Source organism: Georgenia sp. Z2081 (assembly GCF_055326445.1).
Window position 1 is genome coordinate 102051 of the sequence record NZ_JBUZNK010000003.1, and the last position, 26245, is coordinate 128295.

Annotated in this window: 36 protein-coding genes; 35 read left to right on the forward strand and 1 reads right to left on the reverse strand. The window is 70.8% G+C overall.

Features of this window, described 5'->3' with window-relative positions; all coding sequences use genetic code 11:
• Window positions 1–24: 24 nt before the first annotated feature.
• The 33 genes from fusA to rplQ all read left to right on the forward strand — a co-directional run bounded on the left by fusA (window position 25) and on the right by rplQ (window position 23425).
• Window positions 25–2139 (forward strand): elongation factor G, encoded by a 2115-nt coding sequence (fusA, locus tag ACZLKG_RS06255; RefSeq protein WP_463648266.1) that lies wholly within the window; start codon window positions 25–27, stop codon window positions 2137–2139.
• 119 nt (window positions 2140–2258) lie between these two features.
• A complete protein-coding gene (gene tuf / locus ACZLKG_RS06260) occupies window positions 2259–3452 on the forward strand; it encodes an elongation factor Tu (protein ID WP_425708339.1) in 1194 nt (397 codons plus the stop codon).
• A gap of 678 nt (window positions 3453–4130) precedes the next feature.
• The gene (rpsJ, locus tag ACZLKG_RS06265; protein ID WP_425708338.1) at window positions 4131–4439 is read left to right on the forward strand and encodes a 30S ribosomal protein S10; all 309 of its coding nucleotides are present in this window, start codon (window positions 4131–4133) and stop codon (window positions 4437–4439) included.
• An 11-nt stretch (window positions 4440–4450) separates the two neighbouring features.
• Entirely contained in the window at window positions 4451–5119 is a 669-nt protein-coding gene (rplC, locus tag ACZLKG_RS06270; protein WP_425708337.1) for a 50S ribosomal protein L3, read from the forward strand.
• 2 nt (window positions 5120–5121) lie between these two features.
• Window positions 5122–5766 carry a 50S ribosomal protein L4 gene (gene rplD, locus ACZLKG_RS06275; protein ID WP_425708336.1) on the forward strand — a complete coding sequence of 215 codons (645 nt, stop codon included), beginning with the start codon at window positions 5122–5124 and terminating at the stop codon, window positions 5764–5766.
• Complete coding sequence (rplW, locus tag ACZLKG_RS06280) at window positions 5763–6068, forward strand: 50S ribosomal protein L23 (protein ID WP_425708335.1); 306 nt, start codon at window positions 5763–5765, stop codon at window positions 6066–6068. Before rplD ends, rplW begins: the two co-directional genes overlap by 4 nt.
• Window positions 6069–6102: 34 nt before the next feature.
• Window positions 6103–6939, forward strand: coding sequence for a 50S ribosomal protein L2 (rplB, locus tag ACZLKG_RS06285; protein ID WP_425708334.1), 837 nt, complete (start codon window positions 6103–6105; stop codon window positions 6937–6939).
• Window positions 6940–6958: 19 nt separating this feature from the next.
• A complete protein-coding gene (gene rpsS, locus ACZLKG_RS06290) occupies window positions 6959–7240 on the forward strand; it encodes a 30S ribosomal protein S19 (protein WP_425708333.1) in 282 nt (93 codons plus the stop codon).
• Between the two features lie 38 nt (window positions 7241–7278).
• On the forward strand, window positions 7279–7668 hold the full coding sequence (rplV, locus tag ACZLKG_RS06295; protein ID WP_425708332.1) for a 50S ribosomal protein L22: 390 nt from the start codon (window positions 7279–7281) through the stop codon (window positions 7666–7668).
• Window positions 7668–8462: a 30S ribosomal protein S3 gene (gene rpsC / locus ACZLKG_RS06300; protein WP_425708331.1), complete on the forward strand. Its 795-nt coding sequence runs from the start codon at window positions 7668–7670 to the stop codon at window positions 8460–8462. The genes rplV and rpsC overlap by 1 nt, the downstream gene beginning before the upstream one ends.
• Window positions 8463–8464: 2 nt before the next feature.
• Entirely contained in the window at window positions 8465–8884 is a 420-nt protein-coding gene (gene rplP, locus ACZLKG_RS06305) for a 50S ribosomal protein L16 (protein WP_425708330.1), read from the forward strand.
• The gene (gene rpmC, locus ACZLKG_RS06310) at window positions 8884–9138 is read left to right on the forward strand and encodes a 50S ribosomal protein L29 (RefSeq protein WP_425708329.1); all 255 of its coding nucleotides are present in this window, start codon (window positions 8884–8886) and stop codon (window positions 9136–9138) included. Before rplP ends, rpmC begins: the two co-directional genes overlap by 1 nt.
• 8 nt (window positions 9139–9146) lie before the next feature.
• Entirely contained in the window at window positions 9147–9443 is a 297-nt protein-coding gene (rpsQ, locus tag ACZLKG_RS06315; RefSeq protein ID WP_425708328.1) for a 30S ribosomal protein S17, read from the forward strand.
• A gap of 82 nt (window positions 9444–9525) precedes the next feature.
• Window positions 9526–9894, forward strand: a complete 369-nt coding sequence (gene rplN, locus ACZLKG_RS06320; protein ID WP_425708327.1) for a 50S ribosomal protein L14 — start codon at window positions 9526–9528, stop codon at window positions 9892–9894.
• Window positions 9894–10235: a 50S ribosomal protein L24 gene (gene rplX, locus ACZLKG_RS06325; RefSeq protein WP_425708326.1), complete on the forward strand. Its 342-nt coding sequence runs from the start codon at window positions 9894–9896 to the stop codon at window positions 10233–10235. Before rplN ends, rplX begins: the two co-directional genes overlap by 1 nt.
• Window position 10236: 1 nt before the next feature.
• Window positions 10237–10803 (forward strand): 50S ribosomal protein L5, encoded by a 567-nt coding sequence (gene rplE, locus ACZLKG_RS06330; protein ID WP_425708325.1) that lies wholly within the window; start codon window positions 10237–10239, stop codon window positions 10801–10803.
• 4 nt (window positions 10804–10807) lie between these two features.
• Window positions 10808–10993, forward strand: a complete 186-nt coding sequence (locus ACZLKG_RS06335) for a type Z 30S ribosomal protein S14 (RefSeq protein ID WP_425708324.1) — start codon at window positions 10808–10810, stop codon at window positions 10991–10993.
• Window positions 10994–11051: 58 nt separating this feature from the next.
• On the forward strand, window positions 11052–11450 hold the full coding sequence (gene rpsH / locus ACZLKG_RS06340; RefSeq protein WP_425708323.1) for a 30S ribosomal protein S8: 399 nt from the start codon (window positions 11052–11054) through the stop codon (window positions 11448–11450).
• 19 nt (window positions 11451–11469) lie between these two features.
• The gene (rplF, locus tag ACZLKG_RS06345; RefSeq protein WP_425708322.1) at window positions 11470–12009 is read left to right on the forward strand and encodes a 50S ribosomal protein L6; all 540 of its coding nucleotides are present in this window, start codon (window positions 11470–11472) and stop codon (window positions 12007–12009) included.
• 2 nt (window positions 12010–12011) lie between these two features.
• Window positions 12012–12383 carry a 50S ribosomal protein L18 gene (gene rplR / locus ACZLKG_RS06350; protein ID WP_425708321.1) on the forward strand — a complete coding sequence of 124 codons (372 nt, stop codon included), beginning with the start codon at window positions 12012–12014 and terminating at the stop codon, window positions 12381–12383.
• A 29-nt stretch (window positions 12384–12412) separates the two neighbouring features.
• The gene (rpsE, locus tag ACZLKG_RS06355) at window positions 12413–13123 is read left to right on the forward strand and encodes a 30S ribosomal protein S5 (protein ID WP_425708320.1); all 711 of its coding nucleotides are present in this window, start codon (window positions 12413–12415) and stop codon (window positions 13121–13123) included.
• Entirely contained in the window at window positions 13123–13305 is a 183-nt protein-coding gene (rpmD, locus tag ACZLKG_RS06360; RefSeq protein ID WP_425708319.1) for a 50S ribosomal protein L30, read from the forward strand. Before rpsE ends, rpmD begins: the two co-directional genes overlap by 1 nt.
• Before the next feature lie 2 nt (window positions 13306–13307).
• Entirely contained in the window at window positions 13308–13778 is a 471-nt protein-coding gene (rplO, locus tag ACZLKG_RS06365; protein ID WP_425708318.1) for a 50S ribosomal protein L15, read from the forward strand.
• A 249-nt stretch (window positions 13779–14027) separates the two neighbouring features.
• A complete protein-coding gene (secY, locus tag ACZLKG_RS06370) occupies window positions 14028–15314 on the forward strand; it encodes a preprotein translocase subunit SecY (protein WP_425708317.1) in 1287 nt (428 codons plus the stop codon).
• Window positions 15311–15886 carry an adenylate kinase gene (locus tag ACZLKG_RS06375; protein WP_425708316.1) on the forward strand — a complete coding sequence of 192 codons (576 nt, stop codon included), beginning with the start codon at window positions 15311–15313 and terminating at the stop codon, window positions 15884–15886. Before secY ends, ACZLKG_RS06375 begins: the two co-directional genes overlap by 4 nt.
• 10 nt (window positions 15887–15896) lie before the next feature.
• Complete coding sequence (gene map, locus ACZLKG_RS06380; protein ID WP_425708315.1) at window positions 15897–16727, forward strand: type I methionyl aminopeptidase; 831 nt, start codon at window positions 15897–15899, stop codon at window positions 16725–16727.
• A gap of 226 nt (window positions 16728–16953) precedes the next feature.
• Entirely contained in the window at window positions 16954–19383 is a 2430-nt protein-coding gene (locus ACZLKG_RS06385; RefSeq protein WP_463648267.1) for a helix-turn-helix transcriptional regulator, read from the forward strand.
• A 764-nt stretch (window positions 19384–20147) separates the two neighbouring features.
• Window positions 20148–20369, forward strand: a complete 222-nt coding sequence (gene infA / locus ACZLKG_RS06390) for a translation initiation factor IF-1 (RefSeq protein ID WP_043501486.1) — start codon at window positions 20148–20150, stop codon at window positions 20367–20369.
• A 79-nt stretch (window positions 20370–20448) separates the two neighbouring features.
• Window positions 20449–20562 (forward strand): 50S ribosomal protein L36, encoded by a 114-nt coding sequence (rpmJ, locus tag ACZLKG_RS06395; protein WP_100421663.1) that lies wholly within the window; start codon window positions 20449–20451, stop codon window positions 20560–20562.
• Between the two features lie 147 nt (window positions 20563–20709).
• On the forward strand, window positions 20710–21084 hold the full coding sequence (rpsM, locus tag ACZLKG_RS06400) for a 30S ribosomal protein S13 (RefSeq protein WP_425708313.1): 375 nt from the start codon (window positions 20710–20712) through the stop codon (window positions 21082–21084).
• Window positions 21085–21162: 78 nt separating this feature from the next.
• Window positions 21163–21570, forward strand: a complete 408-nt coding sequence (rpsK, locus tag ACZLKG_RS06405; RefSeq protein WP_425708312.1) for a 30S ribosomal protein S11 — start codon at window positions 21163–21165, stop codon at window positions 21568–21570.
• A gap of 169 nt (window positions 21571–21739) precedes the next feature.
• Window positions 21740–22762 (forward strand): DNA-directed RNA polymerase subunit alpha, encoded by a 1023-nt coding sequence (locus tag ACZLKG_RS06410; protein WP_425708311.1) that lies wholly within the window; start codon window positions 21740–21742, stop codon window positions 22760–22762.
• A 42-nt stretch (window positions 22763–22804) separates the two neighbouring features.
• Window positions 22805–23425: a 50S ribosomal protein L17 gene (gene rplQ / locus ACZLKG_RS06415; protein ID WP_463648268.1), complete on the forward strand. Its 621-nt coding sequence runs from the start codon at window positions 22805–22807 to the stop codon at window positions 23423–23425.
• 314 nt (window positions 23426–23739) lie between these two features.
• Here the strand turns inward: rplQ and ACZLKG_RS06420 are convergent, their stop codons facing one another.
• Window positions 23740–24303 (reverse strand): hypothetical protein, encoded by a 564-nt coding sequence (locus ACZLKG_RS06420; protein WP_463648269.1) that lies wholly within the window; start codon window positions 24301–24303, stop codon window positions 23740–23742.
• Window positions 24304–24576: 273 nt separating this feature from the next.
• Between ACZLKG_RS06420 and ACZLKG_RS06425 the strand changes: the two genes are divergently transcribed.
• Window positions 24577–25464: a tRNA pseudouridine synthase A gene (locus ACZLKG_RS06425; RefSeq protein ID WP_463648326.1), complete on the forward strand. Its 888-nt coding sequence runs from the start codon at window positions 24577–24579 to the stop codon at window positions 25462–25464.
• Between the two features lie 298 nt (window positions 25465–25762).
• Complete coding sequence (rplM, locus tag ACZLKG_RS06430; protein WP_425708308.1) at window positions 25763–26221, forward strand: 50S ribosomal protein L13; 459 nt, start codon at window positions 25763–25765, stop codon at window positions 26219–26221.
• Window positions 26222–26245: the final 24 nt, after the last annotated feature.

Here is a 26245-nt window from a genome sequence, read left to right on the forward strand (position 1 = left end):
GAGACTCACGAGGAGAAACCCGACGTGGCAACTGACGTCATGACCGACCTCACGAAGGTCCGCAACATCGGCATCATGGCGCACATCGACGCCGGCAAGACGACGACGACCGAGCGGATCCTGTTCTACACGGGCGTCAACCACAAGCTCGGTGAGACCCACGACGGCGCGTCGACGACCGACTGGATGGACCAGGAGCAGGAGCGCGGCATCACCATCACGTCCGCCGCCGTGACGTGCTTCTGGGAGACCAACCAGATCAACATCATCGACACCCCGGGGCACGTCGACTTCACGGTCGAGGTCGAGCGCTCGCTGCGCGTCCTCGACGGTGCGGTCGCCGTCTTCGACGGCAAGGAGGGTGTCGAGCCCCAGTCGGAGACCGTGTGGCGCCAGGCGGACAAGTACGACGTCCCCCGCATCTGCTTCGTCAACAAGATGGACAAGCTCGGCGCGGACTTCTACTTCACCGTCGACACGATCGTCAAGCGCCTCGGCGCGAAGCCGCTCGTGCTCCAGCTGCCGATCGGCGCGGAGAACGACTTCACCGGTGTCGTGGACCTCGTCCAGATGCGCGCCCTGGTGTGGCCCGCGGACTCCAAGGGCGACACGACGCTCGGCGCCAAGTACGAGGTGAACGAGATCCCGGCCGACCTCAAGGAGCGCGCGGAGGAGTACCGCACCCAGCTCATCGAGACGGTGGCCGAGGCCGACGAGGCCCTCATGGAGAAGTACTTCGAGGGCGAGGAGCTGACGGTCGAGGAGATCAAGGCGGGCATCCGCAAGCTGACGGTCAGCTCGGAGGTCTACCCGGTCCTGTGCGGCTCGGCCTTCAAGAACCGCGGCGTGCAGCCGATGCTCGACGCGGTCGTCGACTACCTCCCCAGCCCGCTCGACGTCCCGGCGATCCCGGGCGTCGACCCCAAGGACGAGAACGTCGTCATCGAGCGGCACGCGGACTCCACGGAGCCGTTCTCCGCCCTCGCGTTCAAGATCGCCGTCCACCCGTTCTTCGGCCGGCTCACCTACATCCGGGTGTACTCGGGGACGATCAAGTCCGGGTCCGCGGTGCTCAACTCGACCAAGGGCAAGAAGGAGCGCATCGGGAAGATCTTCCAGATGCACGCCAACAAGGAGAACCCGGTCGAGGAGATCGGTGCCGGCCACATCTACGCCGTCATCGGTCTGAAGGACACGACGACGGGCGACACGCTCTCCGACATGAACGACCCGGTCGTGCTCGAGTCCATGAGCTTCCCGGAGCCGGTCATCCACGTGGCGATCGAGCCGAAGACCAAGGGTGACCAGGAGAAGCTGGGCACGGCGATCCAGAAGCTCGCCGAGGAGGACCCGACGTTCACGGTCCGCCTCGACGACGACACCGGTCAGACGGTCATCGGCGGCATGGGCGAGCTGCACCTCGACATCCTCGTCGACCGCATGAAGCGCGAGTTCCGCGTGGAGGCCAACGTCGGTGCGCCGATGGTCGCCTACCGCGAGACCATCCGCCGCGCGGTGGAGAAGGTCGACTACACGCACAAGAAGCAGACCGGTGGCTCCGGCCAGTTCGCGAAGGTCCAGGTGTCCTTCGAGCCGCTGGACACCGAGGACGGGGAGCTCTACGAGTTCTCCAACGCCGTCACGGGTGGCCGTGTGCCGCGGGAGTACATCCCGTCGGTCGACGCCGGTATCCAGGACGCGATGCAGGGCGGTGTCGTCGCGGGCTACCCGCTGGTCGGCATCAAGGCCACCCTCCTGGACGGCGCGTACCACGACGTCGACTCCTCGGAGATGGCCTTCAAGATTGCCGGCTCGATGGTCCTCAAGGAGGGCGTGAAGAAGGCGGACCCCGTCCTTCTCGAGCCGACGATGGACGTCGAGGTGCGTACGCCCGCGGAGTACATGGGCGACGTCGTCGGCGACATCAACTCGCGGCGTGGCATGATCCAGTCGATGGAGGACGCCACCGGCGTCAAGGTCGTCCGGGCGCTCGTGCCGCTCTCCGAGATGTTCGGGTACGTCGGTGACCTTCGGTCGAAGACCCAGGGCCGCGCGGTGTACTCGATGCAGTTCCACAGCTACGCCGAGGTTCCTCGGAACGTCGCTGAGGAGATCATCAAGAAGACCCGGGGCGAGTAGGTCCCACGGGCCGCACCCCAGCACCAATCCCAACCGACCCGTAGGATCCATCTGCCCCTGGCGTGGGCATCCGGTTCTCGCCAGACAGACAACTACCCGAGTCCCAGGAGGACACCACAGTGGCTAAGGCCAAGTTCGAGCGGACCAAGCCGCACGTCAACATCGGCACGATCGGTCACGTCGACCACGGCAAGACGACGCTGACCGCGGCGATCTCGAAGGTTCTGGCGGACCAGTACCCCGACCTCAACGACTTCACGCCGTTCGATCAGGTCGACAACGCTCCCGAGGAGCGTCAGCGCGGCATCACGATCAACGTCTCCCACGTCGAGTACCAGACGGAGAAGCGCCACTACGCGCACGTCGACGCCCCTGGTCACGCCGACTACGTGAAGAACATGATCACCGGTGCTGCGCAGATGGACGGCGCGATCCTCGTGGTCGCGGCGACCGACGGCCCGATGGCCCAGACCCGCGAGCACGTGCTGCTCGCCCGTCAGGTCGGCGTGCCCTACCTCCTCGTGGCGCTCAACAAGTCCGACATGGTCGACGACGAGGACCTCCTCGAGCTCGTCGAGATGGAGGTCCGCGAGCTCCTCACGGACCAGGAGTTCCCCGGCGACGACGCCCCCGTGGTGCGCGTCTCGGCGCTCAAGGCGCTCGAGGGCGACGAGCAGTGGGTCAAGTCGGTGCAGGACCTCATGGCCGCCGTCGACGAGAACGTCCCGGACCCGGTCCGTGACATCGAGAAGCCCTTCCTCATGCCGATCGAGGACGTCTTCACGATCACCGGTCGTGGCACGGTCGTCACCGGTCGTGTCGAGCGTGGCCAGCTCAAGGTCAACGAGGACGTCGAGATCGTCGGCATCCAGGAGCAGAAGCAGACCACGACGGTCACGGGCATCGAGATGTTCCGCAAGCTGCTCGACACCGCCGACGCCGGCGAGAACGTCGGCCTCCTCCTGCGCGGCACCAAGCGCGAGGACGTCGAGCGTGGCCAGGTCGTCTGCAAGCCCGGGTCGATCACGCCGCACACGCAGTTCGAGGCGCAGGTCTACATCCTGGGCAAGGACGAGGGTGGTCGTCACAACCCCTTCTACTCGAACTACCGCCCGCAGTTCTACTTCCGCACCACCGACGTCACCGGCGTCATCCAGCTGCCCGAGGGCACCGAGATGGTCATGCCCGGCGACAACACGGAGATGACGGTCGACCTCATCCAGCCCATCGCCATGGAGGAGGGCCTCGGCTTCGCCATCCGCGAGGGTGGCCGCACCGTCGGCTCGGGCCGGGTCGTCAAGATCCTCAAGTGATCGCAGCCGGCACGCGCCGGTAGCAGGGCAGGGCCCGCCACCCCTCCGGGTGGCGGGCCCTTCCGCATGCCCGCAGAGCGTGCGCGGACGGTGGAGGCGCGGCCTGGACCGCACGCTGCCGAGTTGGACCGCGCTCTGCCGAGCTGGACCGATGGCTGCCGAGCCGGACCGCGCTCTGCCGAGCTGGACCGGTGACTGCCGAGCCGGACCGCGCTCTGCCGAGCTGGACCGCGGCACGGTCCAGGTCGAGGGCCACGGGTCCACCTCGACGCACACCGGGCGAGGTGGGCCACGGGGGATCGGCGCCGCAGGGCCGCCGCCGGCGCACCGGGTGCGGAGCCTCACACGGCCGAGCACCCGCCCGGGCTTCCGACCTGCGGGTCGGCGCTGGTAACGTTGACGGCCGGACACCGGTGCGCGCTCGTGCGCGTGCCGACCGCCGCAGGCACTCCAACCAGCGGCGGGCAGACGTTGCGGAGCCCGGGTCAGCCCGGTCAGCCGCAGGCCGGCCGTCACGGACATCGTTCGTGGGGGCGGGGCGTGGGCGGGAGGCCCGCGACGGCAAGCATCCAACGGTCAGGCCCACAAGGGTCGCTCGGGCCGGACGTGCGCAGAACGCGACACGCCCGGGCGCGGGGGTCGGCCGAAGCAAGGGTACGAGAGAGGTATGACGACGCCATGGCGGGACAGAAGATCCGCATCCGGCTCAAGTCCTACGACCACGAGGTCATCGACAGCTCGGCGCGCAAGATCGTCGACACGGTGACGCGCGCTGGTGCGACGGTCGTGGGCCCGGTGCCGCTGCCGACGGAGAAGAACGTCTTCGTCGTCATCCGGTCGCCCCACAAGTACAAGGACAGCCGCGACCACTTCGAGATGCGCACGCACAAGCGGCTCATCGACATCATCGACCCGACGCCGAAGGCCGTCGACTCGCTCATGCGTCTCGACCTGCCCGCGGACGTCAACATCGAGATCAAGCTCTGAGGACCGACGCCATGACCACCACTTCCCAGCAGACCGCCGGGGCCACCGTCAAGGGTCTCCTCGGCACCAAGCTCGGCATGACCCAGGTGTGGGACGAGGACGGGCTCCTCGTCCCCGTGACCGCCGTCAAGGTGGACACCAACGTCGTGACCCAGATCCGCACGCCGGAGCGCGACGGCTACACCGCCGTCCAGATCGCGTACGGCGAGATCGACCCGCGACGCGTGACCCAGCCGCTGCGCAAGCGCTTCGACGCCGCCGGCGTCACCCCGCGCCGCCACGTCACCGAGCTCCGCACGGCCGACGCCGAGGAGTACACGGTCGGTCAGGAGCTCGACGGCTCCACCTTCGAGACCGGCCAGCGCGTCGACGTCGTCGGCACCACCAAGGGCAAGGGCCTCGCCGGCGTCATGAAGCGGCACGGCTTCGCCGGTGTCTCCGCCTCGCACGGTGCGCACCGCAACCACCGCAAGCCCGGCTCGATCGGCGGTGCCGCGACCCCCGGCCGCGTGTTCCGCGGCCAGAAGATGGCCGGCCGCATGGGTGTCGCCCGTCGCACCGTCCAGAACCTCACCGTCCACGCCGTGGACCTCGAGCACGGCGTGCTGCTCATCGCCGGCGCGGTCCCCGGCCCGAAGGGCGGCCTCGTCGTCGTCCGCTCCGCCGCGAAGGGGGCCTGACCATGACCGCGATCGACGTCCACGACGCCACCGGCAAGAAGACCGGCACCGCGGACCTCCCGGCCGAGGTCTTCGACGTCCAGGCCAACACGGCCCTCATGCACCAGGTCGTCGTCGCCCAGCTCGCGGCGGCCCGCCAGGGCACGCACGCCACCAAGACCCGCGGCGACGTCCGCGGCGGTGGCAAGAAGCCCTACAAGCAGAAGGGCACCGGTCGCGCCCGCCAGGGTTCGATCCGCGCGCCGCAGTTCGCCGGCGGTGGCGTCGTCCACGGCCCGCAGCCGCGCGACTACAGCCAGCGCACCCCGAAGAAGATGAAGGCCGCCGCCCTGCGCGGCGCCCTGTCCGACCGCGCCCGTGCCGGCCGCGTCCACGTGGTCTCCTCGCTCGTCGAGGGCGACACCCCGTCGACCTCCGCCGCGCGAGCCACCATCGCCGGCCTGACCGGCACGCGTCGCGCCCTCGTGGTGCTCACGCGCTCCGACGAGGTCGCCGCGCTCTCCGTGCGCAACCTCGCCGAGGTCCACGTGCTGTGGGTCGACCAGCTCAACACGTACGACGTCCTCGTCAACGACGACGTCGTGTTCACCTCCGCGGCACTCGACGTCCTCGTCGGCGGGCGCGCGGACGAGGAGGAGTCGAAGTGAGCCTCGAGACCGTCAAGAACCCGCGCGACATCATCGTCCGGCCCATCGTGTCGGAGAAGAGCTACAACCTCATCGACCAGGGGAAGTACACCTTCGAGGTGGACCCCCGCTCGAACAAGACCGAGATCAAGCAGGCGATCGAGCAGATCTTCGACGTGAAGGTCAGCGCGGTCAACACGATCAACCGCAAGGGCAAGACGCGCCGGACGCGGACCGGCACGGGCAAGCGCAAGGACACCAAGCGCGCCATCGTCACCCTGCGGTCCGGGACCATCGACATCTTCGGTGAGGTGGCCGGCTGACCGCCGGTCGGATTGGGATCGAGGGAACCAGAACATGGGAATCCGTAAGTACAAGCCGACCACGCCGGGCCGTCGCGGCTCCAGCGTGGCCGACTTCGTCGAGATCACGCGCTCCACTCCGGAGAAGTCGCTCGTCCGCCCGCTGAGCAAGTCCGGGGGACGCAACTCCTCGGGCAAGATCACCACCCGGCACAAGGGTGGCGGCCACAAGCGCGCCTACCGGGTCATCGACTTCCGTCGCCACGACAAGGACGGCGTGCCCGCCAAGGTCGCGCACATCGAGTACGACCCGAACCGGACGGCGCGCATCGCGCTGCTCCACTACGCGGACGGCGACAAGCGCTACATCCTCGCGCCGACCCGCCTGTCGCAGGGCGACCTCGTCGAGTCGGGCCCGGGCGCGGACATCAAGCCCGGCAGCTCCATGCAGCTGCGCAACATCCCGGTCGGCACCACGGTGCACGCGATCGAGCTCCGCCCCGGCGGCGGCGCGAAGATCGCGCGCTCGGCCGGCTCGTCGGTCCAGCTGCTCGCCAAGGAGGGGATCTACGCCTCGCTGCGCATGCCGTCCGGCGAGATCCGTCAGGTCGACATCCGCTGCCGCGCCACGATCGGGGAGGTCGGCAACGCCGAGCAGTCCAACATCAGCTGGGGCAAGGCCGGCCGCATGCGCTGGAAGGGCAAGCGTCCCACCGTCCGCGGTGTCGTCATGAACCCCGTCGACCACCCGCACGGTGGTGGTGAGGGCAAGACCTCCGGTGGTCGCCACCCGGTGAGCCCGTGGGGCAAGCCGGAGGGTCGCACCCGCCGTCCCAACAAGCCCAGCGACAAGCTGATCGTGCGTCGTCGCCGGACCGGCAAGAAGCGCTGAGCCAAGGAGCACTGACGAGATGCCACGCAGCCTGAAGAAGGGCCCCTTCGTCGACGACCACCTGCAGAAGAAGGTGGACGTCGCCAACGAGAAGGGCGCCAAGAACGTCATCAAGACCTGGTCCCGCCGGTCGGTCATCACGCCCGACTTCCTGGGCCACACCTTCGCCGTGCACGACGGCCGCAAGCACGTCCCGGTGTTCGTCACCGAGGCGATGGTCGGTCACAAGCTCGGGGAGTTCGCCCCGACGCGCACCTACCGCGGGCACGACAAGGACGACCGGAAGGGCCGCCGCCGCTGAGGCGCGCGCCCGACGACCAGCAGAGGTAAGGCAGAGACATGGAAGCCAAGGCGCAGGCGCGATTCGTTCGCGTGACGCCCATGAAGGCACGCCGGATCGTGGACGTCGTCCGCGGCAAGCGCGCCGAGGAGGCCGTGGACGTGCTCCGGTTCGCCCCCCAGGCGGCGGCGGAGACCGTCCGCAAGGTGCTCGAGTCCGCGATGGCCAACGCACGTGTGATGGCCGACCGCGACGGCGAGCGCTTCGACGCGAGCGAGCTCCGCGTCCTCGAGGCGTACGTCGACGAGGGTCCGACGATGAAGCGGTTCCGGCCGCGCGCCCAGGGGCGTGCCGCTCGGATCCTCAAGCGGACGAGCCACATCACCGTCGTCGTCGGCGACGAGTCCGAGGTGCCCGCGGGCGCCGGAAGCAAGGGAGGGACCAACTAGTGGGTCAGAAGGTCAACCCGACCGGTTTCCGGCTCGGCATCACCACCGACCACCGTTCGCGGTGGTTCGCCGACTCCACCAAGGAGGGGCAGCGCTACCGCGACTACGTCCGCGAGGACGTCGAGGTGCGCAAGCTCATGTCGAAGGGCCTCGAGCGCGCCGGCATCTCCAAGGTGGACATCGAGCGCACCCGTGACCGCGTGCGCATCGACCTGCACACCGCGCGTCCGGGCATCGTCATCGGCCGCCGCGGCGCCGAGGCCGACCGCCTGCGCGGCGACCTCGAGAAGCTCACGGGCAAGCAGGTCCAGCTCAACATCCTCGAGGTGAAGAACCCCGAGATGGACGCGCAGCTGGTCGCCCAGGGCATCGCCGAGCAGCTCGCCTCGCGTGTCTCGTTCCGCCGCGCCATGCGCAAGGGCATGCAGTCCGCGCAGCGCGCCGGCGCCAAGGGCATCCGCGTGCAGTGCGGCGGACGCCTCGGCGGCGCCGAGATGTCCCGCTCGGAGTTCTACCGCGAGGGCCGCGTGCCGCTGCACACCCTGCGCGCGAACATCGACTACGGCTTCTTCGAGGCCCGCACGACCTTCGGCCGCATCGGCGTCAAGGTCTGGATCTACAAGGGCGACGTCACCGAGAAGGAGTACGCCCGTCAGGAGGCCGACGCCGGCTCCCAGCGCGGTCCCCGCCAGGGACGCGGCGGTGGCCGTGGTCCGCGTCGGGACTCGCGGCCGGCCCCGGCCGCCACCGAGGGCGCCCCCGCGGCGCCCGCTACGCCCACGACGGAGGCCTGAGCATGCTCATCCCCAGGCGGACCAAGCACCGCAAGCAGCACCACCCCGGACGCCGGGGAATGGCGACGGGTGGCACCACCATCTCGTTCGGCGACTACGGCATCCAGGCGCTCGAGCACGCCTACGTCACCAACAGGCAGATCGAGGCGGCCCGTATCGCCATGACCCGTCACGTCAAGCGTGGCGGCAAGGTGTGGGTGAACATCTTCCCGGACCGCCCGCTGACGAAGAAGCCGGCCGAGACCCGCATGGGTTCCGGCAAGGGCTCCGTCGAGTGGTGGGTGTCCAACGTCAAGCCGGGTCGAGTGATGTTCGAGCTCGCCGGCGTCCCCGAGGACCTGGCCCGCGAGGCCCTGTCCCGTGCGCAGCACAAGCTCCCGATGAAGACGCGATTCGTCGTGCGTGAAGGTGGTGAGGGCTGATGGCCATCGGATCGAAGGGTCTGACGCCGATCGAGCTCGACGAGATGGACGACTCCGTGCTCGCCGAAAAGCTGGCGGAGGCCAAGACCGAGCTGTTCAACCTCCGGTTCTCCTCGGCCACGGGCCAGCTCGAGGACCACGGGCGGCTCAAGGCGGTCAAGCGGGACATCGCGCGCATCTACACGATCGCGCGTGAGCGCGAGCTCGGGCTGCGCACCGCGCCCGCCCCGGCCGAGACCACGAAGAAGAAGTGAAGGACGACATGAGCGAGAACCCCAGCGCCGCCACCACGGCGACGACGACGGACGAGCGCAACTACCGCAAGTCCCGTCGCGGCTACGTCGTGTCGGACAAGATGGACAAGACCGTCGTCGTCGAGGTCGAGGACCGCGTCAAGCACGCGCTCTACGGCAAGGTCCTGCGCCGCTCCGAGCGGGTGAAGGCGCACGACGAGAACAACGAGGTCGGCGTCGGCGACCTGGTCCGGATCATGGAGACCCGGCCGATGTCCGCCACCAAGCGCTACCGCGTCACCGAGATCATCGAGAAGGCCCGCTGACGCGGGCAGCTCGACCCACCATCACATCCGTTCGGCCAGGCTCGCCCGCCGGCGAGAACCGGCACGACGACAGGAGTAAAGAATGATCCAGCAGGAGTCGCGGCTCAAGGTCGCCGACAACACGGGTGCGAAGGAGATCCTCTGCATCCGTGTGCTCGGTGGCTCGGGCCGACGCTACGCCGGCATCGGCGACGTCATCGTCGCCACCGTCAAGGACGCGATCCCTGGCGGCAACGTGAAGAAGGGCGACATCGTCAAGGCGGTCATCGTCCGCACCCGCAAGGAGCGCCGCCGCCCCGACGGCAGCTACATCCGCTTCGACGAGAACGCGGCCGTCATCCTCAAGGCCGACGGCGACCCGCGGGGCACCCGCATCTTCGGCCCGGTCGGCCGCGAGCTGCGCGACAAGAAGTACATGCGAATCATTTCCCTGGCGCCGGAGGTGCTGTGATGGCGAAGATCAAGAAGGGCGACCTGGTGGTCGTCATCGCCGGTCGTGACAAGGGCAAGCAGGGCCGTGTGCTCAAGGTCGACGTCGCGAAGGACCGCCTGATCGTCGAGGGTGTCCAGCGCGTCACCCGGCACACCAAGGTCGGCCAGTCCTCCTCCGGCGGCACCAGCGGCGGCATCGAGACGATCGAGGCCCCGATCCACGTGAGCAACGTGATGCTGGTGGACCCGGAGACCAAGAAGGGCACCCGCGTGGGGTACCGCACCGAGCAGGTGGAGCGCGACGGACGGACCCGCGACGTGCGGGTCCGCGTGGCCAAGCGCTCCGGTAAGGACGTCTGACATGACCGAGACCACCACCGTCGTCCCCCCGCGCCTCAAGGAGCAGTACCGCTCCGAGGTCAAGGCGGGGCTCCTCGAGGAGTTCGGGTACGAGAACGTCAGCCAGATTCCGGGCCTCGTCAAGGTCGTCGTGAACATGGGTGTCGGTGACGCGGCACGCGACTCCAAGCTCATCGAGGGTGCGGTCCGCGACCTCACCCTCATCACCGGTCAGAAGCCCCAGGTGACGAAGGCGCGGCGCTCGATCGCGCAGTTCAAGCTGCGCGAGGGCATGCCGATCGGCGCGCACGTCACGCTGCGCGGCGACCGCATGTGGGAGTTCCTCGACCGCCTGCTGTCCATCGCGCTGCCGCGTATCCGCGACTTCCGGGGCCTGAGCCCCAAGCAGTTCGACCGGAACGGCAACTACACCTTCGGTCTCAACGAGCAGTCGATGTTCCACGAGATCGACCAGGACGCCATCGACCGGGTCCGCGGCATGGACATCACCGTGGTCACGTCCGCCATCAACGACGACCAGGGGCGCTCGCTGCTCAAGCGCCTCGGCTTCCCCTTCAAGGAGGACTGATCCCGTGGCCAAGACCGCTCTCAAGCAGAAGGCCGCCCGCACCCCGAAGTTCAAGGTGCGTGCCTACACCCGGTGCCAGCGCTGCGGACGTCCGCACTCCGTGTACCGCAAGTTCGGCCTGTGCCGCGTCTGCCTGCGCGAGATGGCCCTTGCCGGCCAGCTCCCCGGCGTCACCAAGTCCAGCTGGTAATTCACTGACGTCGCAGGTCCGAGACGGAAACCGCGACGAGGAAGGGCTGCTGCCCACCATGACGATGACCGATCCCATCGCAGACATGCTCACGCGTCTGCGCAACGCCAACTCGGCCTACCACGAGTCGGTGTCCATGCCCTATTCGAAGCTCAAGGCCGCGATCGCCGAGATCCTGCAGGCCGAGGGCTACATCGCCGGGTCGACGGTCGAGGACGCCGAGGTCGGCAAGACCCTCGTGCTCGCCCTGAAGTTCGGCCCCAACCGTGAGCGCTCGCTCGCGGGCGTCCGGCGCGTGTCCAAGCCCGGGCTCCGCGTCTACGCGAAGTCCACGAACCTGCCGCGCGTGCTGGGCGGCCTCGGTGTGGCGATCCTGTCCACCTCCTCCGGTCTGCTGACGGACCGCGAGGCCGGCGACAAGGGCGTGGGCGGGGAAGTCCTCGCCTACGTCTGGTGATCGGGAAGGAAGAGACAGTATGAGCCGCATCGGAAAGTACCCGGTCGCCGTGCCCACGGGCGTGGACGTCACCATCGACGGAGCCGCCGTGTCCGTCAAGGGCCCCAAGGGCGCCCTGTCGCACACGGTCAAGGAGCCCATCACCGTCGCCCGCGACGACGACGGCGCGATCGTCGTCTCGCGTCCGGACGACGAGCGCGAGTCGCGCTCGCTGCACGGCCTGACCCGCACGCTGATCTCCAACATGGTGACCGGCGTGACCGACGGATACACCAAGGGCCTCGAGATCGTCGGCACGGGCTTCCGTGTCGTCGCCAAGGGCTCGGACCTCGAGTTCGCCCTCGGGTTCTCGCACCCCGTGGTCGTGTCCCCGCCGGAGGGCATCACGTTCACCGTCGAGTCGCCCACCAAGATCAAGGTCTCGGGCATCGACAAGCAGCTCGTCGGCGAGACCGCCGCGAACATCCGCAAGATCCGCCGCCCCGAGCCGTACAAGGGCAAGGGCGTGCGGTACGAGGGCGAGCAGGTCCGCCGCAAGGTCGGAAAGGCTGGTAAGTAACGATGGCGATCACGATCAAGGGCAAGGGGCGTCGGGTCGCCCGCTCCCGTCGCCACCTGCGCGTGCGCAAGCGCGTGCAGGGCACGGCCACCCGTCCGCGCCTCGTCGTCACCCGCAGCTCGCGCCACATGGTCGCGCAGCTGGTGGACGACACGGCCGGTGTCACGCTGGCCTCGGCGTCCACGCTCGAGGCCGACCTGCGCTCCGCCGAGACGGAGAAGGTCGAGAAGGCCAGGACGGTCGGCCGTCTCGTGGCCGAGCGTGCCAGGGCCAAGGGCGTCACGGCCGCGGTCTTCGACCGCGGCGGCAACCAGTACCACGGCCGCGTGGCCGCCGTCGCCGACGGTGCCCGCGACGCCGGCCTGGAACTCTGACCCCGAGTAGAGAGCTCAAGGAGAGACATATGGCTGCACAGCAGCGAGACCGAAGCTCCGGCTCGGCCACGACGGGCGGTTCCACGGAGGGCCGTGAGGACCGCCGCGGTCGCGGCGACCGCCGGGGTGGGCGCGACAACCGTCGCGAGGAGAAGAGCCAGTACATCGAGCGCGTGGTGACCATCAACCGCGTGTCGAAGGTCGTCAAGGGCGGCCGCCGGTTCAGCTTCACCGCGCTCGTCGTGGTGGGCGACGGCGACGGCACCGTGGGCGTCGGCTACGGCAAGGCCAAGGAGGTGCCCGCGGCGATCGCCAAGGGGACCGAGGAGGCCAAGAAGAACTTCTTCAAGGTGCCGCGCGTCCGCAACACGATCCCGCACACCGTGCAGGGCGAGGACGCCGCGGGCGTCGTCTTCCTGCGACCGGCCGCCCCCGGTACCGGGGTCATCGCCGGCGGTCCCGTCCGCGCCGTCCTCGACTGCGCCGGGATCCACGACATCCTCAGCAAGTCGCTGGGCTCGTCCAACGCCATCAACATCGTGCACGCCACGGTGCAGGCGCTGAAGAACCTCGAGCAGCCCGAGTCCGTGGCGGCCCGCCGTGGGCTTCCGCTCGAGCGCGTCGCCCCGGCGGCGATGCTCCGGGCGCGCGCCGAGGGCGAGTCCAAGGACCGCGAGGCCAGGGACGCCGATGCGGCCAAGGCCGAGAACGACGCGGCCGTGGCGGGGGTGTCGGCCTGATGACCCAGCTCAAGGTGACCCAGACGAAGTCCACCATCGGTGGCAAGCAGTCCCAGAAGGACACGCTGCGGAGCCTCGGCCTGCGCAGGATCGGCCACACGGTCGTGCGCGAGGACCGACCGGAGGTCCGCGGGATGATCAGCACGGTGGCGCACCTCGTCGCCGTCGAGGAGGTCGACTGACCATGTCGGAGGAGACGACGGGCGCCTCGCGTCCGATCAAGGTCCACCACCTGCGCCCGGCACCCGGCGCCAGGACCGCACGCACGCGAGTCGGTCGTGGTGAGAGCGGAAAGGGCGGCAAGACCGCCGGCCGCGGTACCAAGGGCACGGGCGCGCGCTACCAGGTGCCCGCCGGTTTCGAGGGCGGGCAGACGCCGCTGCACATGCGGCTGCCCAAGATGCGGGGCTTCAAGAACCCGTTCCGCGTCGAGTACCAGGTCGTCAACCTGGACGCGCTGGGCGAGCAGTTCCCCGAGGGCGGCACGGTCGGCGTCGAGGAGCTCGTGGCCAAGGGCCTGGTGCGCAAGGGCCACCCGGTCAAGGTGCTCGGCGACGGCGAGCTGTCGGTCGCCCTCACGCTGAGCGTCGACAAGGCCTCGGCGTCCGCGCGCCAGAAGATCGAGGCTGCGGGCGGTACGGTCACGACCGCGTGACCACCACCCGCGCGTAGCCGAAGGGCGGTCCGGCTCAGCCGGGCCGCCCTTCCGCCGTCCGTGGCCCGCCGTGCGACCGGGCCCGACGACGCGATCCGGGCAGCGGCGGGACCTACGTCACGTCCGCCCGCCGCGCAGCCCTCCGACCCTTGCCGGACCGGCAGGTAGGGTGACCCAGGCGCCGCGTGCGCCGAGGACCGTGCGCCCCTCGCGCAACCGGTCGACGATCATGATCAGGAGACGAACTAGGTGCTGAGCGCATTCCTCCAGGCGTTCCGGACTCCGGACCTACGGCGCAAGCTGCTGTTCACGCTGGGGATCATCGCGATCTACCGGATCGGTGCGTTCGTGCCGGCCGTCGGCGTGAGCTATCCGAACGTGCAGCAGTGTCTCGGTGCGACGCAGCAGAACGACCTCATGGGCATGATCAACCTCTTCTCCGGAGGGGCCCTGCTGCAGCTGTCGGTCTTCGCGCTCGGCGTCATGCCGTACATCACCGCCAGCATCATCACGCAGCTCATGCGCGTGGTGATCCCGCGGTTCGAGGAGCTCCACAAGGAGGGCTCGTCGGGACAGGCGAAGCTCACCCAGTACACGCGCTACCTCACGGTCGGCCTCGCGGTCCTGCAGTCCGCCGTCATCGTCACCGTCGCCAACAACGGCCTGTTCCCCGGCTGCCCCGTCGACCCGATCCCGGACACCTCGCCGGTCTCCCTGCTCGTCACCGTCATCTCGCTGACCGCGGGCACGGTCCTCATCATGTGGTTCGGCGAGCTGATCACGGAGCGCGGCGTCGGCAACGGCATGTCGCTGCTCATCTTCGTCTCGATCGCCGCGTCGTTCCCGTCGGCCATGCTCACGGTGGGCCGCGGCGACGGCGGCGCCGGTCGCTTCGCCCTCATCGTCGGCCTGCTGCTCGTCATCACCCTCGTCATCGTGTTCGTCGAGCAGAGCCAGCGACGCATCCCCGTGCAGTACGCCAAGCGGATGGTGGGGCGCCGGACCTACGGCGGCTCGTCCACCTACATCCCGCTGAAGATCAACATGGCCAACGTCATCCCGGTCATCTTCGCGTCCTCGATCCTCATGCTGCCGACGATGGCCTCGCAGTTCGGCGACCCGAACGAGGGCTGGGTCCAGTGGGTGATGGTCAACTTCTCCCCGCAGAGCGCCGGCTACATGATCCTCATGGCCGCGATGATCCTGTTCTTCGCGTTCTTCTACACGTCGATCACGTTCAACCCCGACGAGATCTCGGACAACATGAAGCGTGCGGGTGGCTTCATCCCGGGCATCCGCGCCGGTCGTCCGACGGCGGAGTACCTGCGCTACGTCACCACTCGCATCACGACCGTCGGCGCCATCTACCTCACGATCGTCGCACTCATCCCGACCATCGCGCTCGCCGCCATGAACGTCACCCAGCTGCCGTTCGGCGGGACCTCGATCATCATCGTGGTCGGCGTCGGCCTGCAGACCGTCAAGGAGATCAACTCCCAGCTCCAGCAGCACCACTACGAAGGGTTCCTGCGATGACCTCACGACTCGTCCTCCTCGGCCCGCCCGGAGCGGGAAAGGGCACCCAGGCCGGTCGGATCTCGGACGCGCTCGGCGTCCCGGCGATCTCGACGGGCGACATCTTCCGGCAGAACGTGGCCCAGAAGACCGAGCTCGGGCGTCGCGCCCAGCGGTACATGGACGCGGGGGAGTACGTCCCCGACGAGGTGACCAACGCGATGGTCCGCGACAGGCTCGCGGAGGAGGACGCGGCGGCCGGCTTCCTGCTCGACGGCTACCCCCGCACCGCGGACCAGGTCGCCGAGCTCGACGACATGCTGAGCGCCGACGGCTCGGGCCTCGATGTGGTCGTCGAGCTCACCGCCGAGACCGACGAGGTCGTGGGCCGCCTCCTGCAGCGCGCGAAGGAGCAGGGGCGCGCGGACGACACGGAGGTCGTCATCCGCCGCCGGCTCGAGGTGTACGCCGAGCAGACGGCGCCCCTGGCCCGGCTCTACGCCGACCGTGGTCTGCTCGTGCAGGTCGACGGCATGGGGGACATCGAGAGCGTGACCGAGCGGCTCCTGGCCGCGCTGCCCCCGGCCGGCTGAGGGGCGTCGGGTGCGCGGGAAGATCGAGTACAAGACCGACGACGAGATCCGGTCGATGCGGACCCCCGGCCTGGTCGTGGCGGCGATCCACGAGGCCGTCCGCGGGGCCGTCTCGCCGGGCGTCACGCCCGTGGACCTCGACGACGTCGCCGCACGGGTCCTGCACGAGCACGGGGCGAGGTCGAACTTCCTGGGCTACCACGGTTTTCCCCGCCACATCTGCGTGTCCGTCAACGACCGGGTGGTGCACGGGATCCCCGACGACCGACCGCTCGCCCCGGGTGACGTCGTCTCCGTCGACGCCGGCGCCGTCGTCGACGGCTGGCACGCCGACGCCGCGTTCACGACGACGGTGGGAGAGCCGGTCGAGCGCGACGCCCACCTCGTGGAGGCCACGCGGCGGGCGATGTGGGCCGGCGTGGCGGCGATCGCACGTGGTGGTCACGTCACCGACGTCGGGCACGCGGTCCGGGACGAGGTCGAGGGGTACGACGCCGAGCACGCCACGTCCCACGACGTGGTCCAGGACTACATCGGCCACGGCATCGGCACGGCCATGCACATGGCCCCCGACGTCGTCAACCACCGGGTCCGCGCCCCGCGCTACCCGGTCCGACCGGGCCTCGTGGTCTGCGTCGAGCCGCTCCTGACGGTGGGCGCGCAGGACAACACGATCCTCGACGACGACTGGACCGTCGTCACCCTCGACGGCTCGCGGGCCGCGCACTGGGAGCACACGGTGGCAGTCCACTCGCGTGGGGCATGGGTGCTCACGGCACCGGACGGCGGGCGCTCCGAGCTGGCCGCGCGCGGGATCGACGTCGTCCCGCTGGGCGCGTAGCAGCTCCTCACGGCGCGACGCCGCCGCACGCGCGGTGCAGATCGTGTGACGACTTCGGTCACTCCTTCCCATCGGGGTGCCTGCAGCGCTACGGTGTCGCTACCTCACCCCCGGGAGGTACTGGTATGCGAGGCCGCATCGTCGTGCAGATCAACGCGTCGCACGCACGCGCAGCGGGATCTCCCGTGATCCCTGGCGCGTTCCGTCCACTGTCAGGAGCCGGCCGATGAGCGGCATACCCCGTGTATCCGTCGGATACCGGATGCCGCCCATGGCGGCGGCACTGCTCGACCCGCTGCCCGCGCTCACGCTCGTCCACGCCCCCCGCGGCTGGGGCAAGACCTCGCTCATGGCCTCGCGGCTGTCCGGGGCCGGTGGGCACACGGGCCCCGTCCACTGGGTGTCGCTCGGCGAGCGGGCGATCACCGGGGCGGACGTGGAGAGCTACCTCGCCCAGCTGGCCGAGGTGGCGTCCGACCCCACCGAGCGACCCACCCTCGTGCTCGACAGCCTGAGCGAGCTGGAGCCCGACGCGGTCACCGTCCTGCTCGAGACGGCCGAGGCCTGGGACGGTCCGAACCTCGTGCTCATGAGCCGGGACTCCCGTCCGCTGGTCACGCTCGCGCCGCTCGCCCCCGACTCGGTGATCATCACCGGCCAGCACCTGCGGATCGACGCCGACCGCACGGTCGAGATCGGCCGGCGCATGGGGGTGGAGCTCTCCACCGAACGCGCGCAGCGGATGGTCGACGACTTCGCCGGCTGGCCCGGACTCGTGCGTGGGGCCCTGTTCGGGGAGGTGACCGGGGGCGCGGGTGCCGCGAGCTACGACGTGCTCACCCGGTTGTCGACCCACGTGATGTCCGACTTCTCCGCGATGACCTCCGGCGGGTACGCAGGGCTCATGCTTCCCGAGCGGATCACCGACTGGGTGGCGGACGAGCTATTCGGCGGCATGGACGCGACCTCGGTCGTGCGCCGGGTCGAGGGCCTGGGTGTCGTCCGCCCCGCCGGTGACGCGTTCGTGTTCGCCGCGGGCATCCGGCGCATCGGGCTGCGCGCGTTCCGGGAGGAGCACCCCGACCATCTGAGGTCGGTCGCGCAGCGGCTCCTCGTGCGGGCGCGCCAGGAGGGGGACGTCCGGGAGGTGGTGCTCCTGGCGGCGGAGGCGGGCGACTGGCAGGCCGTGCGGACGGTCGTGCACGACGAGTGGGAGCTCCTCGTCCGTGACCATCCGGACGCGCTGCACGCGGTCGCGACGCGCGCGCCGGACTCGCAGGTGGCCGACGACCCGCGGCTGCTCGGGGCGCGCGAGCTCCTCGGCGCCGACGGCCCGCCGTCGTGGATGACCGAGTTCATGGCTGCCCGCATCCCGGCGAGCGCGCCCTCGTCGTCGATGGGTCCGCTGCCCGCGGCGGGTGCCCGCGGCATCGACGTGCTCGACTGGCGCAAGACCCTGGCCCTCCTGGCCGTGTCGCGGATGCGTGCCGCGGACGGCGTCACGGCCACCATCGCGGCCCACCAGGCCCTGAAGTTCCGACCCGGCGCCGACGCCGGGACCCCGTCGTGGGCCTCGGACCGGGCCGTGGCGGCCGGACTGTCCCTCGCGCTGACGCTCGTGGGGAACACCGCGGACGCGCTCGCATGGGTGGAGCGCATCGAGCAGACCCCGGGCGCCGGGTCGGCGTCCGGCGAGGACCGGGAACAGGGCGCCGGGCCGGACCCGGACGACCGGACGGCCGAGTCGGTGCTCGTCGCCGGCTGGCTCGCCCGGATCGCCGACGAGCTCGACCGGCTCGGCCCGGTGGCCAGGAGACCGGCGGACGGCGAGGAGGACGTGACTCTCGCCCTGAGGCGGCTGCTCGACTCGACCTCGGACGCCGGGCTCCAGGGCGGGATCGTCCTCGTCCTCACCGGCATCGCGCTCCTGCGGGGGGAGGCGGGCCCGATGCTCGCCGAGGTCGAGCAGCGCGCCGTCGTCGCCCGGTCGGCCACGCAGATCCCGGTGGCGCGCATCCTCATGCACGCCTGCGCCGCCGACCTGTGCCTGGCGCTCGGTCACACCACGGCGGCAGGGTCCTGGATCGACTCCGCGCACACGAGCGCGTACGCCTCGGTCCTCACGGAGCCGGTCACGACGCGGCTGCTGCTCGCCCGCGGGGACGTGGCCGAGGTGCTGCGCCGCACCGAGACGATCGACGAGTCGGTGGCCCCCCGGTACGCCCTCGAGCTCTGGCTCGGCCGTGCCGCCGCGGCGAAGCGCTCGGGACTGATCTACGTCCTGTCCGAGGCGGTCCGCGAGGCCGCGGCGCTCGCCGTCGAGCACCGTATCGTCCGCCCGTTCCTCCAGCTGCCGGCCGACGTCGCCCACGACATCGTCGAGCTGGCCGCGCCCGCCCTCGGTGACCTCGACGTCCCGCTGCTCCACGAGCACCGGGGCGTGTTCCCGGCCCCGGAGGACAAGGTGCGGCTGACGGCTCGCGAGCTCGAGGTCCTCACCGAGCTCGCCAAGGGGGCCACCGTGCCAGGGATCGCCCGCACGTACGTCGTCGCGCCGTCGACCATCCGCACCCACACGTCGGCCCTGTACCGCAAGCTCGGGGTGACGACCCGGGCCGCCGCGATCGAGCGTGCGACCCGGCTCGGGCTCCTGTAGGACGTGACCCGGTTCGGGCTCCTGTAGGACGTGACCCGGATCGGGCTCCTGTAGGACGTGACCCGGATCGGGCTCCTGCAGGAGGAGCTGGGCCGCCGCGATCGAGCGTGCGACCCGGCTCGGGCTCCTGCACGCCTGCAGGTGGGGCCTCGGTGCCCTGCCCGCTGCCGGCCCGGGTGCTCACGGCACGGTGCCTCTGGACACCGCCCGGACCCCACCTGGACGCAGGGTGGACGCTTCTCGAGGCCGAGCCCGCACGTGTCGGCGCTCGTCCTACTGCGCAGGCGTGGTCGGAACGGATTGGATCCGGGTACGGGCCCGGACCAGGGCCACGATCGGGCGGTCCGCGCGCGAGGGACGCGTCCCCCGGGCGCCTCACGGCGCGGCGCATCCGATCGAGCTGGTCACGGGCCCCGGCCGGGCCACGCCCGGCCGGCGCACAGCTGCGGATGCGGGGAAGGGAAGGGCCCGGCAACCGTGCGCGGACGTCAGGGGCGGGCACGGCGGGGGCCGGGTCCGGCCGCGACGTCCAGGGGGTGGGGGCGCGCACGCGCCCTCACCCCCGTGCGGGGGACCGGGGCGGCGCGCCCGTCGGGCCCATCTCGCCCCACCCGAGCTCGGCACGTGCGCTGGCTCACCGAGACGCCCGGTTCCGCGACGAGGCGCCATGGCGTAAAGTGGCCCGCTGGGCATGGCTGTGTCTCGGCACGGCTGAGCGACCGCACGGCGCGGTCGGAGCACCACCCACGACGTGAGCGGAGAGCATGGCGAAGAAGGACGGGGTCATCGAGATCGAGGGCAGTGTCGTCGAGGCACTCCCGAACGCGATGTTCCGGGTTGAGCTGAGCAACGGGCACAAGGTGCTGGCTCACATCTCGGGCAAGATGCGTCAGCACTACATCCGGATCCTTCCCGAGGACCGGGTCGTGGTCGAGCTCAGCCCGTACGACCTCACCCGCGGCCGCATCGTCTACCGCTACAAGTAACCCATCCACATCTCGAGCGTCGACGCCGCCCGAGCCCGTCCCGGGCCGGCGGGCGAGCGACGATGAAGGACACACCACCATGAAGGTCAAGCCCAGCGTCAAGAAGATCTGCGACAACTGCAAGGTGATCCGTCGCCACGGTCGCGTCATGGTCATCTGCGACAACCTTCGCCACAAGCAGCGCCAGGGCTGAACCCCTGGAAGTCGACCGGGCGACCCGGTCGGCGACATTCCGACAGCACGCGCGGCGCGCGTGCCACCCCTGGTCCGGAGGCCGGGGCCCGCACAAGGCGGGAGGTCGGGGTGATCGGACCTCCGGACCGGATCGAGGAGACCCGAGTTGGCACGTCTTTCCGGCGTCGATCTTCCCCGCGAGAAGCGGCTCGAAGTGGCGCTCACCTACATCTACGGCGTCGGCCGCACCCGTGCGGCCAAGACCCTCGAGGCGACCGGCATCAGCCCGGACCTGCGGGTCAAGGACATGACCGACGCCGACCTCGTCGCACTGCGCGACCACATCGAGGGCAACTATCAGATCGAGGGTGACCTGCGGCGCGAGATCGCCGCCGACATCCGTCGCAAGGTCGAGATCGGGAGCTACCAGGGCATCCGCCACCGTCGCGGTCTTCCCGTCCGCGGTCAGCGCACCAAGACGAACGCGCGCACCCGCAAGGGCCCGAAGAAGACCGTGGCCGGCAAGAAGAAGACCAAGTAGCCACATCCGCCGGCGCCCGCCACGCGGTGTGAGCGCCGCACCGATCAACCCACACCCTCGCGAGAACGGACAGACCCCATGCCTCCCAAGGCTCGTACCTCGACGGCCGCCCGCCGTCCGCGTCGCAAGGAGCGGAAGAACGTCTCCGCCGGCAACGCCTTCATCAAGTCGACGTTCAACAACACGATCGTCTCCATCACGGACCCGTCCGGTGCGGTCATCGCCTGGGCCTCGTCCGGCCAGGTCGGCTTCAAGGGCTCCCGCAAGTCCACGCCGTTCGCGGCGCAGCTCGCGGCCGAGGCGGCCGCCCGCCGCGCCCAGGAGCACGGCATGAAGAAGGTCGACGTCTTCGTCAAGGGCCCCGGCTCGGGCCGCGAGACCGCGATCCGTTCGCTGACGGCGACCGGCCTCGAGGTCGGCTCGATCCAGGACGTGACGCCGCAGGCCCACAACGGCTGCCGGCCGCCCAAGCGACGCCGGGTCTGAGACCTCCCGCCCCGGCCCCGTCGGCACCCGCGCACCGCGCGTGGCGCCCGTCGGGACCGGGGTCGCCCCGCCCACGGGCGGGCCCCTGCACGACCCGCGCGGACGGACAGAGTCCGCGCGGCCTGCGAGGCGTCATATAGCGGATGCCCGCCGAAAGGAATGATCGACCGTGCTCATCGCACAGCGCCCCGTTCTCACCGAAGAGGTCGTCGACGACCAGCGTTCGCGCTTCGTCATCGAGCCGCTCGAGCCGGGCTTCGGCTACACGCTCGGCAACTCGATGCGCCGCACGCTCCTGTCCTCCATCCCCGGTGCAGCCGTCACCTCGATCCGCATCGACGGCGTGCTGCACGAGTTCTCCACCGTGCCCGGGGTCAAGGAGGACGTCTCCGAGATCATCCTCAACATCAAGAACCTCGTCGTCTCCTCCGAGAACGACGAGCCCGTCGTCATGTACCTGCGCAAGCAGGGCTCCGGCTCGGTGACGGCCGAGGACATCACGCCGCCCGCCGGCGTCGAGGTCCACAACCCCGACCTGCACATCGCCACGCTCAACGCGAAGGGCAAGCTCGAGATCGAGCTGACGGTCGAGCGCGGCCGTGGCTACGTCTCCGCCCAGCAGAACAAGTCGGTCGACGCCGAGATCGGTCGCATCCCGGTGGACTCGATCTACTCGCCCGTCCTCAAGGTCAGCTACAAGGTCGAGGCCACCCGTGTCGAGCAGCGCACGGACTTCGACAAGCTCGTCGTCGACGTCGAGACGAAGAGCGCGATCACCCCCCGTGACGCGCTGGCCTCGGCCGGCAAGACGCTCGTCGAGCTCTTCGGGCTCGCGCGCGAGCTCAACGTCGAGGCCGAGGGCATCGAGATCGGTCCGTCGGCGATGGACACCGAGCTGGCCCAGGACCTGGCCCTCCCGATCGAGGAGCTCGGCCTGCTCTCCCGCTCGTACAACTGCCTCAAGCGTGAGGGCATCCACTCCGTCGGCGAGCTCGTCGCCCGCTCGGAGGCGGACCTCCTCGACATCCGCAACTTCGGTGCGAAGTCGATCGACGAGATCAAGGAGAAGCTGCAGACGCTCGGCCTCGGTCTCAAGGACAGCCCGGCGGGCTTCGACCTGGCCCAGCACCGCGGCACCGAGGTGGACGACGACTTCGGGGACATCCGGTTCTCCGCCGAGAACCCCGCCTGATCCCACCACCTATCGCGCACCGTATTCACCCAAGGAGTCATCATGCCCAAGCCCGCCAAGGGTCCGCGTCTGGGTGGTAGCCCGTCGCACGAGCGCCACATGCTCAACAACCTCGCGCAGTCCCTGTTCGAGCACGGCAGCATCACCACCACGGTCGTGCGCGCCAAGCGCGTCCAGCCGCTCGCCGAGCGCCTCGTCCAGTTCGCCAAGCGCGGCGACCTGGCCTCGCGCCGGCGGGTGCTGCGTCACCTCTCGGACAAGAACGTCGTCCACGGCCTGTTCGCCGAGACCGCCCCGAAGATGGCGGAGCGCAACGGCGGCTACACGCGCATCACGAAGGTCGGCAACCGCAAGGGCGACAACGCCCCCATGGCCGTGATCGAGCTCGTCCTCGAGCCCGTCTCGCCGAAGCAGGCCGTCGTCAAGGAGGCCACCAAGGCCACGCAGCGCAGCGCGCCGGCGGCCGAGGCCCCCACCTCCGCCGAGCCGATCGCGGAGGACGCGGGCGCCACCGCCGACGTCGAGGACGTCGAGACCGAGGCACCCGCCGCGGACGAGGCGACCGAGACGACCGAGGCGCCCGCCGCGGACGAGGCGGACGCGTCGAGCGACGCGGCCGAGGAGGCCGGCGCGGACGAGGCCGACGAGGCCGACAAGGCCTGACGCCGGGCACGTAGCAACGCCGGAGGGCGGACCACCACGTGTGGTCCGCCCTCCGGCGTTCGTGCGTCGGCACGCCGGTGGATCAACGCGTCGGCGGTGCGTCCGTGGACCGGGCCGGTGGGGGAGCGGCGGACCACCGGCAGGGCGTCCCACCGTTCGGGACGCCGACGGCCGCGGTGCCGTCGCACCGCGGCCGTCGTCCGTCCCCGCGTGGACGGGACCCCCTCAGGAACCGTCGTCGCCGGACGGAGGCGCCCCGGGCTCGCACGCTTCCGGGACGCCGTCCGCTCGTGGCCCCCTGGCCGCGAGCGGGGTCAGTCCCCGGAGTCGGCGCTCGGCGCCGAGCCGCCGGAGTCCGCGCTGGGCGCCGAGGCCGGGGAGTCCGCCGACCAGCCCGAGTCGGCCGAGACGGGCGCCTGGCGGGGTGCAGGGGCCGGTGCAGGGGCCGGGGCGGGTGCAGGGGCCGGAGCCGCGGGTGCCTGCTGACGCGGCGCGGGTGCCGGGGAGGGCGCCGACGGGGCGGAGGCGGGCGACGGGCCGGACGCGGGCGACGGCGCCGATGCTGCGCTCGCCGCCGAGACCGCGGACGCCTGGCTCGGGGCGCTCACCGCTGTCCGGGTGCTGTAGGCGGAGTCGGGGAGGGCGAATCGCCCGGGTCCGACCAGTTCCACCCGTGGTGCCGACGGGGCCGAGTCGATGGACGCGGCCGAGTCCGTCGACGCGGCCGAGGCCGGCGACGGTCCGGAGACGGTCTGGCGCTGGGTCGTCGTGCGGTCGGCGGGGTGGTCGTCCCGGTCGTCCGCGACGGCGAGCGATCCGCCCGCGATGATGGCGACGGCCGACAGGGTGCCGGTGGTGATCCACAGCTTCTTGCTCATGGTCTCTCTCTCCTTGGTACGCCATCCGGGGGGATGGGGGCTTCCTCGATGACCACACCGTGCCGGGCGCAGACGTGAAGGCCGGGAGAGCGACGTGAAGGTCCCCTCATCACCGCGTGCGGGCCGGACTACCCTGCACGGGTGCGAGACGACGGGACCGGCGCCGAGCCCGCGGACGCCGTGCGGGACGCTCCGGGTGCCGGCGTGGACGCTTCGCGGGCCGTCGGGGCCGTCGGGGCCGTCGGGGCCGCCGGGCGGCACGCCGCGGAGACCCTGCGCGTCCGGCTCGACCTCGCCTACGACGGCACCGCCTTCTCCGGCTGGGCCGCGCAGCCCGCCCTGCGCACCGTCGAGGGTGAGCTCACCGCGGCTCTGACGACCGTCCTGCGCGTGCCCGGGCTGCGGCTCACCGTCGCCGGCCGCACCGACGCAGGCGTGCACGCGCACCACCAGGTCGCGCACGTCGACGTGCCGGTGGAGGCATGGGCGGCGGTGCCGGGCCGGACGGACCGGGACCCCGCGGACGCGCTCCGCACCCGGCTCGCGGGGGTGCTCGCGCGCTCGGCGAGCGGCCCGCGAGGGGCGAGCGACGTCGTCGTGCACGGCGTGCGCACCGCCCCGCCGGGCTTCGACGCGCGCTTCTCGGCCACCTGGCGGCGCTACGCCTACCGGGTGAGCGACAGCGTCGCCACGCGGGACCCCGTGCGCCGTGGCGCCGTCCTGTGGCACCCGCGCGCCCTCGACGGCGCAGCGATGGGACGGGCGGCCGCCGGCCTCGTCGGCGAGCACGACTTCCTGTCGTTCTGCCGGCCCCGGGAGGGGGCGACGACGATCCGCACCCTCGAGTCACTCGCCGTGGAGCGGGCGGACGCCGGCCCGGACGCCGGGCTCGTCGTCCTCACCGTGCGCGCCGACGCCTTCTGCCACTCGATGGTCCGATCGCTCGCCGGCGCCCTGCTGGCCGTGGGCGAGGGGAGGCGGCCGGTGACCTGGCCGGCGGAGGCGCTCGCGCTGCGGAGCCGGACCGCCGGCGTCGACGTCGCGCCCGCCCACGGGCTCACGCTCGAGGGGGTCGGCTACCCCGCGGACGAGCTCCTCGCCGAGCGGGCCCGGGCCGCGCGACGCGTCCGCACGCTCGACGAGGACGAGGCGTCGCCCTGACGGGGTCCGACCGCACCGTCGGTGGGCACGGGCCGCACGCACGACACCGACGGCACGCCGTCCAGAGCGCGCCGTGGCCACCGTCACGAGCCCGATCGGCGGCGGGACCTCCCGCGACGCGGCCGCGTGGGCTACCCTGGGGAGTCGTCGTACGTCCCTCGTGCGCCCGGTGCCTCCCACTCGCCGGAGTCGCGCCGAGGATGACCACGGCACGAAGCAACCGACCATAGGTGGTGGCGCCCACGAGCGCCGCACCCGTTCGTCAAGAACGCCGACAGTAGTAGTGAGGCATACGCCCGTGCGCACGTACACACCCAAGCCCGGCGACGTCACGCGGCAGTGGCACGTCATCGACGCCACCGACGTGGTCCTGGGCCGCCTGGCCAGCCAGGTCGCCACCCTGCTCCGTGGGAAGCACAAGCCGACCTTCGCCCCGCACGTCGACGGCGGCGACTTCGTCGTCGTGGTCAACGCGGACAAGGTCGCGCTGACCGGCGCCAAGCTCGCCGACAAGAAGACCTACACCCACTCCGGGTTCCCGGGCGGGCTCAAGTCGACGACGTACGTGGAGATGCTGGCCAAGCACCCGACGCGCGCCGTCGAGCGCGCCGTGCGCGGGATGCTGCCGAGGACGACCCTGGGTCGTCAGCAGCTCGACAAGCTCAAGATCTACGCGGGCCCCGAGCACCCGCACGCGGCCCAGCAGCCGCAGCCGTTCGTCATTGACCAGGTCGCTCAGCAGCCCGCCAAGGCCTGAGCCCACCACCGAGACCCACGAGGA